The sequence below is a fragment of the Brevundimonas sp. KH_060 genome (genome assembly GCF_057838275.1).
On record NZ_CM174463.1, the window covers coordinates 1,990,940 to 2,005,885 of the forward strand.

The window sequence follows — 14,946 nt, forward strand, 5'->3', positions numbered from 1 at the left end:
ACGTTTTTACACGGCCTCGACCCATTGCGGTCATTCGGGCTGCTGATAGCTGAAATCTAGGCGCCTTTGGGGGTGGCTATGGCCCGCCGGACACTAATCCTCCTGATCTCCCAGCAGGTCCGCCGCGTCAAACTCATAGTCCAGCAGATCAGCTGGTTTGCAGTCCAGCGCCGCGCAGAGTTTCGCCAGGGTGCGGAAGCGGATGCCCTTCACCTTGCCGGTGCGGAACAGGGATAGCTGAGTCTCGCTCAGGCCGACCTGTTGCGCCAGGTCGCGGGCCTTGAGGCCCTTGCGCACGATCAGCTGGTCAAGGGCAACGCGGATGGGCATCAAATCATTTCGTCGAGTTCGGCCTGAACCCGGCCCGCTTGTTCCATGACTCGGCCCAGCAGGAACAGGGCGCCGCCGATCATACCGAGCGTCATGCCCGAGACATCAAAATACATCCAACCGCCTTGGCCGCCGTTAATCAGCCGTATGATGTTGGTGACGCCGAAGACGCTGAGCAGGCCGCCGAAGCCGAGCGCCAGACCGACGCGGCGCAGGGCGGCGGCCATGACCGGCTGGATCAAGCGTCCCTTGGCCAACTGCCCCATGGCGCGGCCGATCGACCAAACCGCGAACAGGTAGAAGAGCTGCGGCAGATCCTTGATCGCCTGCGCCAGCCAGAGATCTGCGAACTCGGGAGAACCGGCCGGCTCCCGCATCAGGAAGGCGATGGGCGAGGCCACGTGCATCAGCACCAGCAGCAGGCCCACACAGCAGACCATGAAGATCGCCAGCCAGTTGAACTGGCGGCACATCAGCCGGAAGCGGTCGGTTTCGGTCTTGCTCAAAGAGGCCTCTCCGGCGGGGCTGAACCTGTCTTGTCTTTAATCTTGACTTAAAGACGCACGCTTTGCAACTTTAACTCAGAGTTAAATGCAAGGGAGCGCAAGCCCATGGCCGCCGCGATACAGACCTACGCCCTGACCCGACGGTTCAAACAGCATCCGGCCGTGGACGCGGTGTCGATGACGGTGCCGGACAAGGCCGTCTACGGCTTCCTGGGCCGCAACGGCGCGGGCAAGACGACGACGTTGAAGATGCTGCTGGGCCTGATCGCCCCGACCTCGGGCGCCGCCCGCGTGGCCGGGGTGGATGTGGCGCGCGACCGGCTGGCCGCCGCCCGGCGCATCGGGGCCCTGCTGGAGGCGCACGGCTTCTACGGCAATCTGTCGGGGCGGGAGAACCTGGACCTGACCCGCACGCTGCTGGGCCTGCCGAAGAGCGAGATCGACCGGGTGCTGGAGGTGGTCGAGATGACCGACAACGCCGGGCGACGTGTCAGCGACTATTCGCTGGGCATGCGGCAACGGCTGGGTCTGGCCCGGGCCATGCTGGGCGCGCCGCCGGTGCTGATCCTCGACGAACCGACGAACGGGCTGGATCCGGACGGCATCGCCGACATGCGCCGCTTCCTGCGTGCCCTGCCCGAGCGGACCGGAGCGACGGTGCTGCTGTCCAGCCACCTGCTAGGCGAGATCGAGCAGACGGCGACCCACGTGGGCATCCTGAGCCACGGCAAGCTGGTCTTGGAGGGCGAGCTGGGCCGGCTGAAGGCCGATCTGGCGCCCGAGGTGGTGTTCCAGACCGACGACCTGACCCGCGCCGCAGCGCTGGCGACCGCGCTCGGTTTCACCCTCAAAGTGACGGAGGACGAGGCGGTGGCCCGGCTGAAGCCCGGCGAGGACGCCCGCGCCGCAGCCGCAGCCCTGAACCGCGCCCTGATCGAGACCGGACTGAACGTCTTCGCCATCGGGCCGCGTGCCCGGTCGCTGGAAGGCATCTACCGCGAGGTCTCGCAACCCCAACACCGGCTGGAGGCCGCCTGATGCTTACCGTTCTTTCCGTCGAGGCCCGCAAGCTGAACCGCTCGCTGGCCGCCCTGCTGGCCGTCGCGGCGCCGTCGCTGATCGCTGTCTTCGCCTTCTTCATGCTTCTGCGCGCGGACAAGCCCGAGCCGTGGGAGATGTGGTTGGGCAGCGCGGCGGGCATCTGGGCCTTCTTCATGCTGCCAATGAGCGTGACAGCCCTGACCGCGCTGGTGGCGCACATGGAGCATGGGCCGAAGAGCTGGGACCATCTGCGCGGCCTGCCCCTGCCCCGCTGGAAGATCTACGCCGCCAAGGCGGTCTGCGTGCTGGCCGTGGTGGCCATTATGAGCGCCGCGACCCTTGGTCTGACCATACTTGCGGTGAAGCTGGCGGTGATAATCAAGCCGGTCGTCGAGCCGACTGGGCCGATGGAGCTGATCCGCTGGATCAAGGTCATGGGCATGATGTTTGGCGCGGCCCTGTTAATGGTGGCGATCCAGCTGTGGACCGCACTGCGCTACGCCAGCTTCGTGCCGGGACTGATGGTGGGGATCGGCGGCACCTTCTTCGCCGTCGTGGCGACCTCGGCTAAGCAGGGCGTCTTCCTGCCGTGGCAGATGCCGGTGAACATGCTGGCCTCAGAACCGTGGCGTGTGACCGCCGCGCTCGGGCTCGGCGGCGGGGTCGGCCTGCTGGCGCTGATCGTCCTGATCGTTCACCTATCGCGGCGCGAGGTGCTTTGATCGCGACGGCGCGTCCGGTTGGATAAGCGAGGCTCGTCATGTCGTCGGGAAGATCATGCAGAGCAGTCCTGCAATCCGAGGCAAGCACAGGAACCTTGCCAGCACAGTGACCGTGCTTCGTGCCCGTCCGCTTTCCACACCTAGCTGACGTCGGCGGCGCCTGCTTTCCGGCCTGGAGGCCAATGTCCGCCGTCGGCGCCAAAGGCCAAGGTCGGCTTTGGACCCTAGCGCACCTTGATAGCTGTATTGCCGAGCAAAGGCAGGATCCGCATGTAGGCCAGAGAGGCGACAAGTTCGACGAGCGTTTGTGTCACGATCACCGCTGGCAAAAGCGGAGCCGCATCCGGAATGGCGAAAGCGAGTGGAAGCACGACAAGCGAGTTCCGCGTCGCCGAACTAAATGCCACGGCGCGTGTCGCGCTCGTCTCCAGCCGGGCGATCCTGCCTACTAGCCATCCGACCGATGGCGCGAGCACTGCAAAGGCAAGATACAGCGGCAGAGCCGTCAGAGCGCCGTCCAGCGCCTGTCCCATCTGCGGCGCCACGGACGCGATCACCACGAAGAGAACGAGCGCGGTCGCGGGGACCGGCAGAAGGCCCAGCGTATCCTTTAGCTGCAAAAGCGCGTTGCTCCGGTTGGCTAGCATCTGGACCGCGCCGGCGAGCGCTAGAGGAGCCACGATCAACCAGATGAAAGCATGGATGAACGGCTCGATGTGGATCAAACCGACAGCGTCTCGTCCCAGGAATGCACCGAGATAGACGGGCAGTAAGAGCATTTGCAGCAGAAGCAGGACCGGCGTTGTCGCAAGTAGCAGTCGAGCGTTCGCTTTGCCGATGTGCGCGAACGTCACGACATAGTCGATGCAGGGGGCTAGCAAGACCAGAAGTACTCCGATCCGCACTAGCGGGTCCGACGGCAGGAACTGCACCAGACCGAAAACCAGCGCTGGGATCAGGATGAAGTTGGCGACGCAAAGAGCGCCCAGAAACCTGAAATTCCGCAATGACCGCCCTAGATCGGCAAGCGGCACCATCAGAAAGGTCGCGAACAGCATCACCGCTAGGGCAGGGTTGATCCATGGCTCCAGTCGTTCCGTCGATGGGAACGCTAAAGCCGCGAGGCCCCCGCAAACAACCGTGACCAGGTAGATGGCGACCTGGTGGGTTTCGAGCATGTCACGCAGCTTAGCCATGCGGCGACGAACACCAGGGCGCTGCGCGGGTCAAGCCGAGTTCCCACCCGAACCTCCCCCTCCTCCCCAGGGAATCCTGAATGCCCGCTGTGAGCGTGACCGACGCAAGCTCGCGGCCAGGGGCAGGTTCGACGCCGCGCTCTGATCAGCCTGACCGCGCGCTGTCGCCCGCCGTCGCAGAAGATGCGGCGCGAACGAAACGAACCCGTTCGGCGCGCAGCTCCGGCAGGGGCGAAAATCCTGACTGCGCGAAGGCGCGCTGCTGCGGCTGGGCCGAGACGGCGTCCTCGGCGCGCCACCACAGGAGATTGTTCGAGGCCTTGGGAAGAAGGCCGCCGACGATCCGTTCGATATCGCGAAAGCTCAGTTCGACCTCGGCGCCCTTCTGGCGACGGAGATATCGAACAAGAGGCTCATACTTCGCCATGTGTCGCCCCGTTTCTGTCTCACGCGCCGCAGGGTGAATCGCCTGCCCAAAAGCAAGCGAGCCCCAATAGCGACGGTCGTCGCCGGAGAGAAGGTCCGGCCTTGAGCTGCGTCTGCCAGATTTTATGGCGGCCCGACTGTTCCGCCGCAAAGGGGGGCAGTGGACGGAGAAGGCCGGGCCGCCGCCCCGACCGAAGCAGGGGACCCAACTCAACTCGCCGATCCGCCTTGAGGTTCCTTCAGGCCCCTCTCGCTGTTCGCCAGCCCTCCCCCGCCTCACCTAGCCCGGCGTTTTCCCGAGGCCGCCGACATCCTGTCCGACTGGGCCCGCCCTCTCAGGCCAGCGTCCTGAAGGTGATCGAATAGCGTAGCGCCGTCATCGGCGAGATCGAATGCTCCCAAGCCCGCCGCGCCTCGCCGGAGAGCCGATAGGCAGACCCAGGCTCCAGCGGCGCCGCTGACCGACGCCATCCCGCCCCATCCTTCTGGCGCAGGCGCATGACGCAGGGCGCCAGCAGAGAGACGCCGAGGATTTCGCCATAGACTGGCCGATCGCGATGCCAGCCGATCCCCACGCCAGGGGCGTACTCATTGGCGAGGGCCTGAACGAATTCGCCGCGGTTCAAGCCGACCCGCTCCACGAGACGGGCCAGCAGGACCTGCAGGAAGTCCGGCCAGGGATCGGCGACATCCAGTCTGCCCCGTTCCACGTCATAGCGCCGACCAAAGGCGGCGATGCGCCTGAAGCCAAGGTAGCCCAGGTGTTCATAGGGCTTGAAGCTCAGTCCCTGGAGCTGCGCCGCCAGTTCGGCCCGTTCGACGGCGGACAGCATGTCGGGCCAGTAGTCGAACCCGCCCGGCTTTGTCGCCGAGGCAGGGACATGGCCGAACAGGTCGGTCTGGACCGCCGTCATGTCAGCGCCAGTTCGTCGACGGCGGTCTGGGCCGTCGCCTTCTCAAGGTTGGAGATCGTCACCCCCACCAGTCGGATCCCCTTGACAGGCGGATAGAGCGACTTGATCAGCAGGCGGCTGACCTCTCTGAGGCGGGCTTTCGATGCGACCGGCTCAGCGAAGGACCGACTGCGGGTCGATTGCTGGAAATCGGCCCACTTCACCTTCACCGTCACGGTCCGCCCCAGCGAACCGGCCTTCTCGCACCAGGCCCAGACCTCGTCGGCCATTTCCTCGACGCCGGCCTCGATCGCTTCCGGTTCGACGAGGTCCTCGGCGAAGGTGGTCTCGGAGCCGCTGGACTTACGCTCGCGGTCCGGATTGACCGCCCGATGATCTTCGCCTCGGGCGATGGCGTAGTACCAGGGGCCCGACTTGCCGAAATGATGTTGCAGGAAGGCCAGCGACTGGCGGCGCAGATCCGCCCCCGTTTCGATGCCTAGGCGGGTCATCTTCTCGGCCGTCACGGGTCCTACGCCATGGAAGCGCTTGACCGGCAGGTCCTGGACAAAGGCCTCACCCCGTCCCGGCGGCACCACGAACTGGCCGTTCGGCTTGCGCTGGTCCGAGGCCAGCTTGGCCAGGAACTTGTTGTAGGAGATTCCGGCCGAGGCCGTCAGCCCGGTCATCTCCAGAATGCGGGCGCGGATCTCCTCGGCCGTGGCTGAGGCCGAGGGCAGTCCCCGACGGTTGGCGGTGACGTCGAGATAGGCCTCGTCCAGTGACAGCGGCTCTATCAGGTCCGTGTAATCGGCGAAGACAGCGTGAATCTGGGCCGAGACGGCGCGATAGACCTCGAACCGGGGCGGCGCGAAGATCAGTTCGGGGCAACGCCGCAGAGCGGTGCTCGACGGCATGGCCGAGCGCACCCCGAATTTGCGCGCCTCATAGCTGGCGGCGGCTACGACCCCGCGCGAGGCGGCGTGGCCCACCGCCACCGGCCGACCGCGCAGGGCCGGATCATCCCTCTGCTCCACCGAAGCGAAGAAGGCGTCCATGTCCACGTGAATGATCTTGCGAACCGCCGCTTCTCCCATAGCGGACGGCTAGCAGAATAAGAACAAAAAGAGAACGACAAATCACACGTCAGGCCGCCGATTGAAGGATCTGATCCGGCCCGCGACCTCGGGTCTAGTGGTCGCCACAACTGCAGCCCGATAGGAGATACAGGCTCCTGAACCGTTCCTGGAACCCGCCGCATGAACACCATCGCCCTCGGCCCCCTCATACTTTCAGGCGAACGGTTCGCCATCCTGGCCGGGGTCTTCGTCTTCCTGATCGGCACGGGCCTGCTGGCCAGCCGCGTCAGCCCCCGCTTCAACCTGTGGAGCACCGTCGTCGTCATCGGCGGCCTGGCGGCCGCGCGCCTGGCCCATGTGATCGCCCAGTGGTCCTATTTCAGCGACGATCCTCTGCGGGCCCTGGCGATCTGGCAGGGCGGCTTCAACTGGTTCTGGGTCCTGCCCGTCGTCGCCCTGTCGCTGGTCTTCCTGCTGCGAACCCGGCGAGAACGCGCCTGGGCGATCGCGCCGCTCGCGGCAGCGACCCTGGCCTGGACCACGGCCCATCACCTGGCCTCGGCCACCGAGCCCCTGCCCCCGCCGGTCCTGACCCTTGCCGCCCTGGACGGCCCGCCGATCGATCTGGCGGCCAGCGATGGGCGGCCGACCGTCATCAACCTCTGGGCCACATGGTGCGCCCCGTGCCGACGCGAGATGCCCGCCCTGGCCCAGGCCGAACGCGCGCATCCCGAGGTTCGCTTCCTTCTCATCAACCAGGGCGAAGGCGAAGCCAAGGTGCGCGACTTCCTGAAGCGCGAAGGCCTGGCCTTCGATCACATGCTGCTTGATCCCGCCATGGCGACGCAGCGCCACTACCGGACGATCGGCATCCCCGTGACCCTATTCCTTCACGCCGACGGTCGATTGGCCAAGGCTCACACGGGCGAGATCGCGCCCGAACGGATCGCCGCAGAGATCGCGCGGTTGAAATCGCCCTGAAGCCTCTCGCCCGGCCGGGACGCCTCCCCGACCTGCCCCGGTCGCGCCGGGACCTGAAGGAGCGCTCTCAGCTCAGAACGCGCACCGATATCGGGCAGTGATCCGAAGGATGTTCGGCCTCCGGCACGCCATAGACATATTCCTCGAACGATCCCGGCTCGATACGTGCTGCGGCGTCCACGCCGACGACGATGAAATCGATGAACTCCCGATACCGCGCCTTGCAGCCCGCCGAACGGGCGCCTCCGGCAAGGGTCAGCGCCGCAGCCGCTGGCTCGCCGTCATTGAGCCCGTCGAAGAAGGCGTCGCCTCGGCTCGCCATGCGCCGGTTCCAGTCCCCCAGTACGGCAAAGGCCTCCCGGGCATGAGCCCGCTCATCGACCCAGGACTCGAGGACCGGGAGTTGATCAAACAGGACGGGGCAGTCGGGATCGTTCGAGGCGCGCCCTGAATTACAGCCGGACTTCAGGTGAACAGCTAGAAGCCGCAGGGGCCGTCCCTGGACGACAGTGATGTCGACGCCCCAGCGCAGGTTGGGGTTGCCGAGAGCCAGAGCCGAGAGGTCGCCGTTGCGCGACCAGGCGACGCCCTTGCCGATCGCGAATCCGACGGCCTGGTTCTGGATGTAGCGCCCAGGAAGCCCCCGGCATTCCGGGCCGCGCTCGCTCGCCGGGCGGGTCGACATCACGACATCATACTTCGCCGGCTCGAACACCCGTTCCGCCGCGGCCTGGTTCTCGACCTCCTGGAGAGCGATCACATCGGCCCCCAAGGCATCAGCATGACGTCGCAGGACGGCGTAATCGGCTTCCACGCGCGGTCGGCACCCCTGGCCGTCGAGCTCTGCCAAATGTTCCAAATTCCAGCTGGCGATCTTGAGCGGAGCCGCGTCCGACGGGACGGAAAGGACCCCGGCGCAGCCGGACAGAAGAGCGGCGGCGGCGAGTACGGCGAAGAGAGATTTCATGCGTGGCTCGTAGCGGGATGAAGCTTAACCGCGCCCCAACATGGCCGCGCCTGCCGCTGCCTATCCCAGCGACCGCCTCGCGCCCAGGGACTTCCGGACGCGGACAGCCATCAACCCGAGCAATCAGGCCAGGGATCGGATGTGATACTCGCCGTCTGCAAACCCGCTCACCGCGATCACAGCCTCGACGCGACGCCCTGACGCGGTCCGGCGAATGTGGGCGATGCAATTCACGGCCTCTCCGATCATGCGAAACGGGACCTGGCTCGCAACCTCTCCGATGAGGTCCTCCATGCGTCGCAGCGCTTCCGGGGCCGAGTTGGCGTGGACCGTGGACAAGCCGCCTGGGTGGCCTGTGTTCCAGCTTTTCAGGGTCTCCAGCGCGGCGGCCCCGTCCCGCATTTCTCCGATGACGATCCGATCCGGCCGCATGCGCAAGGCGTCGCGCACGAGCTCCGCCACGCCGATGACTAGCGGCTGGCGACGGGTCATGACCGACACGACGTCCCAGGCCGAACACTGCAGTTCGGGCGTATCCTCGATGAGAAAGACCCGGTCCCCGGCGAAGGCCGGCTCAGCCAGAACGGCGTTGGCCAGCGTCGTCTTTCCCGATCCCGTTCCGCCGGAAATCAGTATGTTGCGACGTTCCGATGCAGCGACACGCAAGGCATTCGCCTGCCCCTCGCTCATCACGCCGTCGCGCACATAGTCGTCCAATCCCCAGATCACGGCGGGAAGCTTGCGTATCGAGAAGGCAGGCCCAACGGCGACGGGCGGCAACACCCCCTGGAACCGCTCACCTGTCCCCGGCAGGACGCCGGACAGCCGGGGATTGTCCCGTGTCACCGTCTCCCCCACGTAGTCGGCGATCAGCCGGACCGCCCTCTCCCTCGCCTCGGGCGACAGGACGCAGCCCGTGTCGCTTCGTCCCGCGCCCACCCTGTCCAGAACCAGTCGTCCGTCCGGATTGGCCATGATCTCGACGACGGCCGGTTCCTCGAGCGCAGCGAGCACCGTCGCGCCCAAAGCGTGGCGCAACGCCTCCAGCTTGCGCTCGGCGATGATCGGATGGGGCGCCACCTAGTTGGCCGGCGCGAAAGACGACGGCTCGCCCCTGACCTCCGCACGCCCTCCATCCCGCCTGCCCGAGACGATCCGGGCGGCGGTCGCGTCCAGCAGACGCTCGATGCGCCGCTCCACCGCCGCCTGCACCGTCGGATCCTCATCGACGACAGCGTCCGGCAGACGCAGGAAGAAGGCCTTGGCCACCTCGATCAGAAGCTCCTGCACGATCTGCATGTCCCGCCCGGTCGAGCGCATATGGTCCCTCAGCGACCGTTCCAGGTTCAGCAGCCGGTCATCCGGATCGGCCTTGGGGTTCCTCGCCAAGCCTCGCACAATGGCCTGGCTCGCCGCCTGGCTCAGGGCGATGCGGCCTACCCTGGCCTCACGGTTGAGGCTCGACACCACCTTGGGGTCGTTGAGATAGACCTGCACGCGCGTCGCCAGCTTTTCACTTCTAGCCATCGCTCCCTCCTTGCAGTTGATCCAGGACCGCCTGTTGCGCCGCCATCTCCTGGGCCACCCGCCCATAGATGTCGGCGGCGCGCGAGGCGGCCTTCCTGTCGTCCATGGCGCCCGCGACCTCCTTGAACAGGGGCAGGCTGGCCATGGCGTCCCGGCCCAGACTGCGCCGTCCGAGCCAGGGATGGGGCGGCCGGCCCGGCGTATCGACGCGCAGCGCCTGGTCCGGCGGCGATCCGCCTGCGCGACTGCGAAAGGGCTCACGCCGATCATAGAGAAGCTTCTCGCAGAGAAGCGGCCGCTGACCCGCGACGAAGACCAGCTGCCGGTCGTCCGCCAGGGCGCGGATCTCTCCGGGCTCCAGCAGGGGCCGCTCAATCTCCGAGCGCGACACCGAGCTGCTCCCTGCGCCGAACCCTGACGGCGCACTGCGGCTCGTCCGGGTCTCCGTAACCGAGCCGGTCAACTTCGACACCTTGTCCTGGGTCAGAGGATCGAGGGCGGAAAAGGCGGTGTAGACATGGCAGTTGTCGAGGATGGTGTTGTGCGGGCCGTAGGTCTCGACGATGTCGTTCAGGGACTGGGCCACGAACATGGCCTTGATCCCGTAGCCGCTCATCAGCCTCAGCGACTTCTCGAAGAAGCCGAGCCGCCCCAGCAGCGGAAACTCGTCCATGACCATGAGCAGCTTGTGGCGCTTGATCCGCCCGGCGGCGTCGCGCTTCTCCTCGGCCGTCAGGGCCTGGGCCGCCGCGTAGAAGAGCAGCCGCACCAGGGGGCGAAGCGCTGCGGCATCGGCCGGCGCCACCTGAACATAGAGGGACATGGGCGCCTCGGCGCACATCAAATCGCCCATGGCGAAGTCTGAAGCGGACAGGACCCGCTCCACGTCCTCGCCCGCCAGCCACTTCAGATAGGAGCGCGCTGTTCCCTGGACCGAGGTGCGGAAGCGGTCATGCATGGCGGCATAGCCCTTCACCGCCGTCTGGATGAAGGGATGCGCCTGCGGCTCGCCGTCCGCCCCTGAGCGATGCAGGGTCTTCAGCATGACGTCCGCCGCCTCATCGAGGTCGGCCAGCAGCGCCCGCACCTTGAGCAGGGTCTTGTCCTGATCCTCGGCCGTATAGAGAACGTGCAGGATCACCGCCTCCAGGATCTCCGAAGCCGCCTTGTCCCAGATCGCCTCTTCGTCGCGCGTCCCGCCGGGATCCGACAGGATGGCGACCAGCCTCTGCACCTGCGCCAGTTCTCCCGGTCCTGACTGGATCTCCGCCAGCGGGTTCCACCGCGCCGAGGCCGCATCGCGAGGCGCCAGATAGAGGGTGTGCGAAAACCGCGACCGCCAACCGGCCGTCACAGCCCAGAGCTCGCCCTTGGGATCATGGACCAGGACGCTGCCGCCCCATGACAGAAGGGTCGGAACCACATGCCCCCTGCCCTTGCCGCTGCGCGTCCCGCCCGTCACCAGGGTCGGCCGCAAGTCTGTCGTCGCCAGCACCCGCCCCTTCAGCACGCCCAGAACGGCGCCGGATTTCTCCAGCAATCCCGCCCTCCGCGCTTCGACCAGGCCTCCCCATCCGCGCCGCCTGCGAACGGCCGGCGGACCATCGGCGAAAACGCCCAGCCCGAGGCCGCCCACTGCGCCCAGCAGGATGAGAGGCGCGCTGTCCGCCAGAGCTTCGGACGCTTCTGCATGAAAACGACCACGCCAGACGAAGATCGCCCATGGCGGATAGAGGGCGACGTCCGCACCGAGCCGCCAGGCCCTTCCGAGGGCCTCTTCATAGTCATAGCGCCAGGCGAAGGCCTGCGACGCCGCCTGGCAGCCAGCCGTCAGGCCAAGACACAGACAGAAGAGACGCAGACCCAGGCCGTTCACGGCTCCGACCCGGTCGGCGACAACGGCTCGGTCTCGGCGTTCAGCACCAGGAGCGCCGCAGCCGCCGTCCGGCGCTCGTGATAGGCCTCGATAAGGCCGACGGCATCGTCGGGGCGGCCTGAGACCATTCGCTCCGCCTCGACCTCCAGATCGGGAAAGACACAGGCCTCCGCCCCGGCGAAGCGAGCGAGGCGTCCTTGAACCGAGGCGAACGCCTCGTATAGAGCGATGTCGCCGATGCTGCGAACACGCCAGCGCCAGAGCTCAGCCAGCCTCTGTGCGGCGCTGGTCGCCGTGATCAGCCCCGGCGGCGGCTCTCCAGGATCTCTCACCGTCATTTCGAGAAGGCAGAGGCGCCGAAAGCCGTAGCGCTGGCCAAGGGAGGCCGCGTCCAGACGCAGGGCCAGGAAACCTCCCGCGCCGCCGCGCTCCACCAAGCCCTCTCCTCCCAGCCAGCAGAGAGCCTCGCGGACAGGCGTGGTCGAGAGATGCAAGGTTCTGGCCTCGTCCGCGATGACGATGGGCCGGCCCGGTGCGTGACGCCCTGCAGCCACAGATTGTCGCAAGGCCTCCAGGGCCTGACCGAACGGATCGCGAATACGGCTCATGGCGCTCCCCGGGGTTGCGCGATAAATCGTCGCCACACGGACAAGAAAACTTCTCCCGTACAAGCACAGGTGGTCTAATCCGCCGGATTACGACGGGGGGACCGCCCATAATCGGCGGTAAGCCCGCCAGTTTGTGGCGGGAATGCTGGAGTTTCCCTCCTCTCACACCGGCATGGCGCATGGCGAAACCCTGCTTCGCCTTCACACACGAAAGGTCGCGGCGATGATCGAGCCTTCCGATACTGTCAGCGATGGCGCAATGCTCTCATCGGCGCTGAAGGCGGTCCGGCGGCTTCGGAATCTCACGGCCCCCGAAACCGCCGCGCGCATGCATATGACCCTGCGCACCTACGAGCGGTTCGAGTCAGGCGAGACCCGCCTGAACGTCGACTATGTGCACCGTTTTGCACGGGCGACGGACAGCGACGCCAATGGCATTCTCCTCGCCGTCGTACTCGGCGCGCCTGGCTTTGCCGTTCACTGTGCGGACAACCAGCTGGCGACCGTCCTGACCTCGGGCCTGCACAACCTGGTGCGCACCCTCGGCGCCGACGTCGAATTTCTGACGGCGCGGGACGTCGTCGAAACGACCGGCGCGATGTTTGACGAACTTATCAGGCAAGCTGGAGAAACCCGCCAGATCAAGGCCAGCATCGCCGCCGGCCGGGCTGACCTCGACGCCACGCGCCCCCGACCAGGACGGTGACCAAGGGGCGGCTCGCAGGGCGACGACGCCGGAAATAGGACGGATATCGCTTCGTATCTCTCATCCGGACGCGCTCACTGGTCCCGCCGCAACCGCGGCGATCAACCTGGAGAGACGATCATGACCATCCAAATCAAGCGGTTCGAACTCGGCGCCGCACGCGCCCTGACCCGCGACGGCTTCGGCGGCCTCTATACCGAGGTCCACGCCAACGACAGCCGCCAGCCGATCGGCTGAACCGCGACCTGCGGTCGACGGCCTTGTGTCGCCGACCGCAGCCTCCGGGCCCGCCGCCGTTCAGCGGGACTTCGCCTTTCGCCTCAGCCCGGCCGCCGCCTCCTCGGCCAACAGGGCTCGGAAACGCAGCCAGATCGAAGCCCCGAGCCAACTGGCCGTCCGTGATCGCTGATGCAGGCTCAGGGCCTCGCGCGACAGCTTCACCGCCAACGCCCTTTCCTCCTCAGGCGGCATCCTCCTTGCCTCCCCGCGCGACAACACTGAGCCTGCCGTCAGGCAGAGGACGCTGCAGAACGGCCGCCTCCCGCCATGGCGCGTGCATCCAGCATTCGATCTCCTCCGGCTGGGTCAGGATGACCGGCATGGCCTTCGGATGAACGGCGTGAACCTCGGCGTTCGCCTCGCAGGTCAGGAAGCCGAACAGGTCGATCGTCTCAAGACCGGTCTTGATCTTTCGCACTCCGGTCCAGTCCGGCGTCCAGATGCCGGCGAAGAAGGCCAGCGGCCGATCCTCAGCAAGGGCGAACCAGATGTCGCCGCCCGCCTCGCGGTTGAACTCGCTAAAACTGGTGAAGGGGACCAGACACCGGCTGGGCGGCGCCAGATGCGGGGCCCAGTGCCGGCTGCCGGTGTTGCGGATATTGGTCAGTCCCTTGTCCGGCTCAAGCTTCAGGAGTTCGGCGAAATCCACGTTGCCGCCCCGGGCGCGCTGCTTGTCGGCGCGCCGACCCGTCGCCTCGAAGATCGCCTGCGGGGACGACGGCATGCCCCAGCGCGCCAGGGCCAGTTCTCGCACGCCGTCGGCACTCGTCCGCACGATGGGGGCCGAGTAGTCCGGGAATATCCCGGGCATGGGCGCCAGGTTGCCGGTCAGATCACGCATGGCCTTTGCCGCCTGGCGGATCGCGACCTGCCCCTTCGTCAGCGAATAAAGGTTGCACATCGCCCGAGCCTCTCACGCCGGACAGGCCTTGTGGAGTCGCCCCCTAGCGCGGCCATCTGGGATGTTCCGGACGCTTCACAAAGGCGTCCGGCAACCTCTGGCGTCCAGCCGAGTCAGAACCGCTCCAGATCTCGGGATTGCCCGTCCAGTCGATCGCCGCCGTCCGCACAGCGTCGAAGGCGTTCACGACCGATTGGTGCTCGGGCGTGGCGGGGCGCAGCTGGATCATCAGTCCCTCCAGAATGTCCCGAGCCTCCTTCAGCCGGGCGAGATCGTGATCATTGGGTCGGGCGCGTCGCGGCGTTCTCATCCCAAGGCCTCCCTTGCGCTAATCTCAGCAGGCTTCTCCAGGCGCCAGAAGAGGCCGATCTGCTGGCCCGGCGGCGTGCCCATGAAGAGCATCCGCCCCGAACACCCCAGGCGCCGACACCGGCAGGTCCGGCCGAAGAGGATCAGGTCCGGCCCATTGAGCCGCACCATCAGGTCCAGGTCGATGCGCAGGTCGAGCTGGCAGGCCTGGCAGCGGGCCATAACCACCCAGCCACGCCGACGCATCTCCGAGGCCGAGACCGGCGTCGCCAGGTGATAGGCGATCGGTCGGTGCTCATAGTTTCGAAAGCCCATGGCTCAGGCGCGACCGCCTGCGGTCAGCCGCTCATAGAGCGCCCTGCCCTTGGCGGCGGCGTCAGGCGACATACGCGCCAGCTCCGCGGCGATCCGGGCCTGCATATTGAGCAGCACAGGGTCTGCTCGCGCGGCCTCTCCGTGATGCCAAACGGCCATCAACCGCCCCAACGCGACATCCTCATGCGTGGGCTCCATGATCGACAACGTCTGACCTTCCAAATTCGTTTGCATGGCTCAGCTCCAGGACCAGCCGACCGACCCTGGACCGCTCTAAGGCGCCA

The 14,946-nt window shown here is 66.6% G+C and carries 19 protein-coding genes; 4 read left to right on the plus strand and 15 right to left on the minus strand.

What is annotated here, in order from left to right; all coding sequences use genetic code 11:
• Positions 1 to 93: 93 nt before the first annotated feature.
• Positions 94 to 330 (minus strand): helix-turn-helix domain-containing protein, encoded by a 237-nt coding sequence (locus AC3IPP_RS09825; protein ID WP_489148838.1) that lies wholly within the window; start codon positions 328 to 330, stop codon positions 94 to 96.
• Positions 330 to 836 carry a DUF2975 domain-containing protein gene (locus AC3IPP_RS09830; RefSeq protein WP_489148839.1) on the minus strand — a complete coding sequence of 169 codons (507 nt, stop codon included), beginning with the start codon at positions 834 to 836 and terminating at the stop codon, positions 330 to 332. Before AC3IPP_RS09830 ends, AC3IPP_RS09825 begins: the two co-directional genes overlap by 1 nt.
• A 105-nt stretch (positions 837 to 941) precedes the next feature.
• Here AC3IPP_RS09830 and AC3IPP_RS09835 point away from each other — a divergent pair, with 105 nt between their 5' ends.
• Both AC3IPP_RS09835 and AC3IPP_RS09840 read left to right on the plus strand, forming a co-directional pair.
• Positions 942 to 1,874, plus strand: coding sequence for an ABC transporter ATP-binding protein (locus AC3IPP_RS09835; RefSeq protein ID WP_489148840.1), 933 nt, complete (start codon positions 942 to 944; stop codon positions 1,872 to 1,874).
• Positions 1,874 to 2,599 carry an ABC transporter permease gene (locus AC3IPP_RS09840; RefSeq protein WP_489148841.1) on the plus strand — a complete coding sequence of 242 codons (726 nt, stop codon included), beginning with the start codon at positions 1,874 to 1,876 and terminating at the stop codon, positions 2,597 to 2,599. The genes AC3IPP_RS09835 and AC3IPP_RS09840 overlap by 1 nt, the downstream gene beginning before the upstream one ends.
• 224 nt (positions 2,600 to 2,823) lie before the next feature.
• Here the strand turns inward: AC3IPP_RS09840 and AC3IPP_RS09845 are convergent, their stop codons facing one another.
• The 4 genes from AC3IPP_RS09845 to dinB all read right to left on the minus strand — a co-directional run bounded on the left by AC3IPP_RS09845 (position 2,824) and on the right by dinB (position 6,211).
• Positions 2,824 to 3,795 carry an arsenic resistance protein gene (locus AC3IPP_RS09845; protein WP_489148842.1) on the minus strand — a complete coding sequence of 324 codons (972 nt, stop codon included), beginning with the start codon at positions 3,793 to 3,795 and terminating at the stop codon, positions 2,824 to 2,826.
• Between the two features lie 145 nt (positions 3,796 to 3,940).
• Positions 3,941 to 4,222 carry a DUF7662 domain-containing protein gene (locus AC3IPP_RS09850; RefSeq protein WP_489148843.1) on the minus strand — a complete coding sequence of 94 codons (282 nt, stop codon included), beginning with the start codon at positions 4,220 to 4,222 and terminating at the stop codon, positions 3,941 to 3,943.
• A gap of 334 nt (positions 4,223 to 4,556) precedes the next feature.
• Positions 4,557 to 5,135 carry an alpha-ketoglutarate-dependent dioxygenase AlkB gene (locus AC3IPP_RS09855; protein WP_489148844.1) on the minus strand — a complete coding sequence of 193 codons (579 nt, stop codon included), beginning with the start codon at positions 5,133 to 5,135 and terminating at the stop codon, positions 4,557 to 4,559.
• Positions 5,132 to 6,211, minus strand: coding sequence for a DNA polymerase IV (dinB, locus tag AC3IPP_RS09860; RefSeq protein WP_489148845.1), 1,080 nt, complete (start codon positions 6,209 to 6,211; stop codon positions 5,132 to 5,134). Before dinB ends, AC3IPP_RS09855 begins: the two co-directional genes overlap by 4 nt.
• 162 nt (positions 6,212 to 6,373) lie before the next feature.
• Here dinB and AC3IPP_RS09865 point away from each other — a divergent pair, with 162 nt between their 5' ends.
• Positions 6,374 to 7,174 carry a prolipoprotein diacylglyceryl transferase family protein gene (locus AC3IPP_RS09865; protein ID WP_489148846.1) on the plus strand — a complete coding sequence of 267 codons (801 nt, stop codon included), beginning with the start codon at positions 6,374 to 6,376 and terminating at the stop codon, positions 7,172 to 7,174.
• A 67-nt stretch (positions 7,175 to 7,241) separates the two neighbouring features.
• Here the strand turns inward: AC3IPP_RS09865 and AC3IPP_RS09870 are convergent, their stop codons facing one another.
• From AC3IPP_RS09870 to AC3IPP_RS09890, 5 genes are all read right to left on the minus strand, one after another.
• Positions 7,242 to 8,141, minus strand: a complete 900-nt coding sequence (locus AC3IPP_RS09870) for an endonuclease/exonuclease/phosphatase family protein (RefSeq protein WP_489148847.1) — start codon at positions 8,139 to 8,141, stop codon at positions 7,242 to 7,244.
• Between the two features lie 123 nt (positions 8,142 to 8,264).
• A complete protein-coding gene (trbB, locus tag AC3IPP_RS09875) occupies positions 8,265 to 9,221 on the minus strand; it encodes a P-type conjugative transfer ATPase TrbB (protein ID WP_489148848.1) in 957 nt (318 codons plus the stop codon).
• Entirely contained in the window at positions 9,222 to 9,668 is a 447-nt protein-coding gene (locus AC3IPP_RS09880) for a hypothetical protein (protein ID WP_489148849.1), read from the minus strand.
• A complete protein-coding gene (locus tag AC3IPP_RS09885; protein WP_489148850.1) occupies positions 9,661 to 11,544 on the minus strand; it encodes a type IV secretory system conjugative DNA transfer family protein in 1,884 nt (627 codons plus the stop codon). The genes AC3IPP_RS09880 and AC3IPP_RS09885 overlap by 8 nt, the downstream gene beginning before the upstream one ends.
• Positions 11,541 to 12,152: a hypothetical protein gene (locus AC3IPP_RS09890; protein WP_489148851.1), complete on the minus strand. Its 612-nt coding sequence runs from the start codon at positions 12,150 to 12,152 to the stop codon at positions 11,541 to 11,543. Before AC3IPP_RS09890 ends, AC3IPP_RS09885 begins: the two co-directional genes overlap by 4 nt.
• 142 nt (positions 12,153 to 12,294) lie before the next feature.
• Here AC3IPP_RS09890 and AC3IPP_RS09895 point away from each other — a divergent pair, with 142 nt between their 5' ends.
• Positions 12,295 to 12,858 (plus strand): helix-turn-helix domain-containing protein, encoded by a 564-nt coding sequence (locus AC3IPP_RS09895; protein WP_489148852.1) that lies wholly within the window; start codon positions 12,295 to 12,297, stop codon positions 12,856 to 12,858.
• A gap of 460 nt (positions 12,859 to 13,318) precedes the next feature.
• Here AC3IPP_RS09895 and AC3IPP_RS09900 read toward each other — a convergent pair whose 3' ends face one another.
• From AC3IPP_RS09900 to AC3IPP_RS09915, 4 genes are all read right to left on the minus strand, one after another.
• Positions 13,319 to 13,978 (minus strand): SOS response-associated peptidase family protein, encoded by a 660-nt coding sequence (locus AC3IPP_RS09900; RefSeq protein WP_489148853.1) that lies wholly within the window; start codon positions 13,976 to 13,978, stop codon positions 13,319 to 13,321.
• Between the two features lie 103 nt (positions 13,979 to 14,081).
• Positions 14,082 to 14,348 carry a hypothetical protein gene (locus AC3IPP_RS09905; protein ID WP_489148854.1) on the minus strand — a complete coding sequence of 89 codons (267 nt, stop codon included), beginning with the start codon at positions 14,346 to 14,348 and terminating at the stop codon, positions 14,082 to 14,084.
• Entirely contained in the window at positions 14,345 to 14,662 is a 318-nt protein-coding gene (locus tag AC3IPP_RS09910; RefSeq protein WP_489148855.1) for a hypothetical protein, read from the minus strand. The genes AC3IPP_RS09905 and AC3IPP_RS09910 overlap by 4 nt, the downstream gene beginning before the upstream one ends.
• Before the next feature lie 3 nt (positions 14,663 to 14,665).
• On the minus strand, positions 14,666 to 14,896 hold the full coding sequence (locus tag AC3IPP_RS09915; protein WP_489148856.1) for a hypothetical protein: 231 nt from the start codon (positions 14,894 to 14,896) through the stop codon (positions 14,666 to 14,668).
• Positions 14,897 to 14,946: the final 50 nt, after the last annotated feature.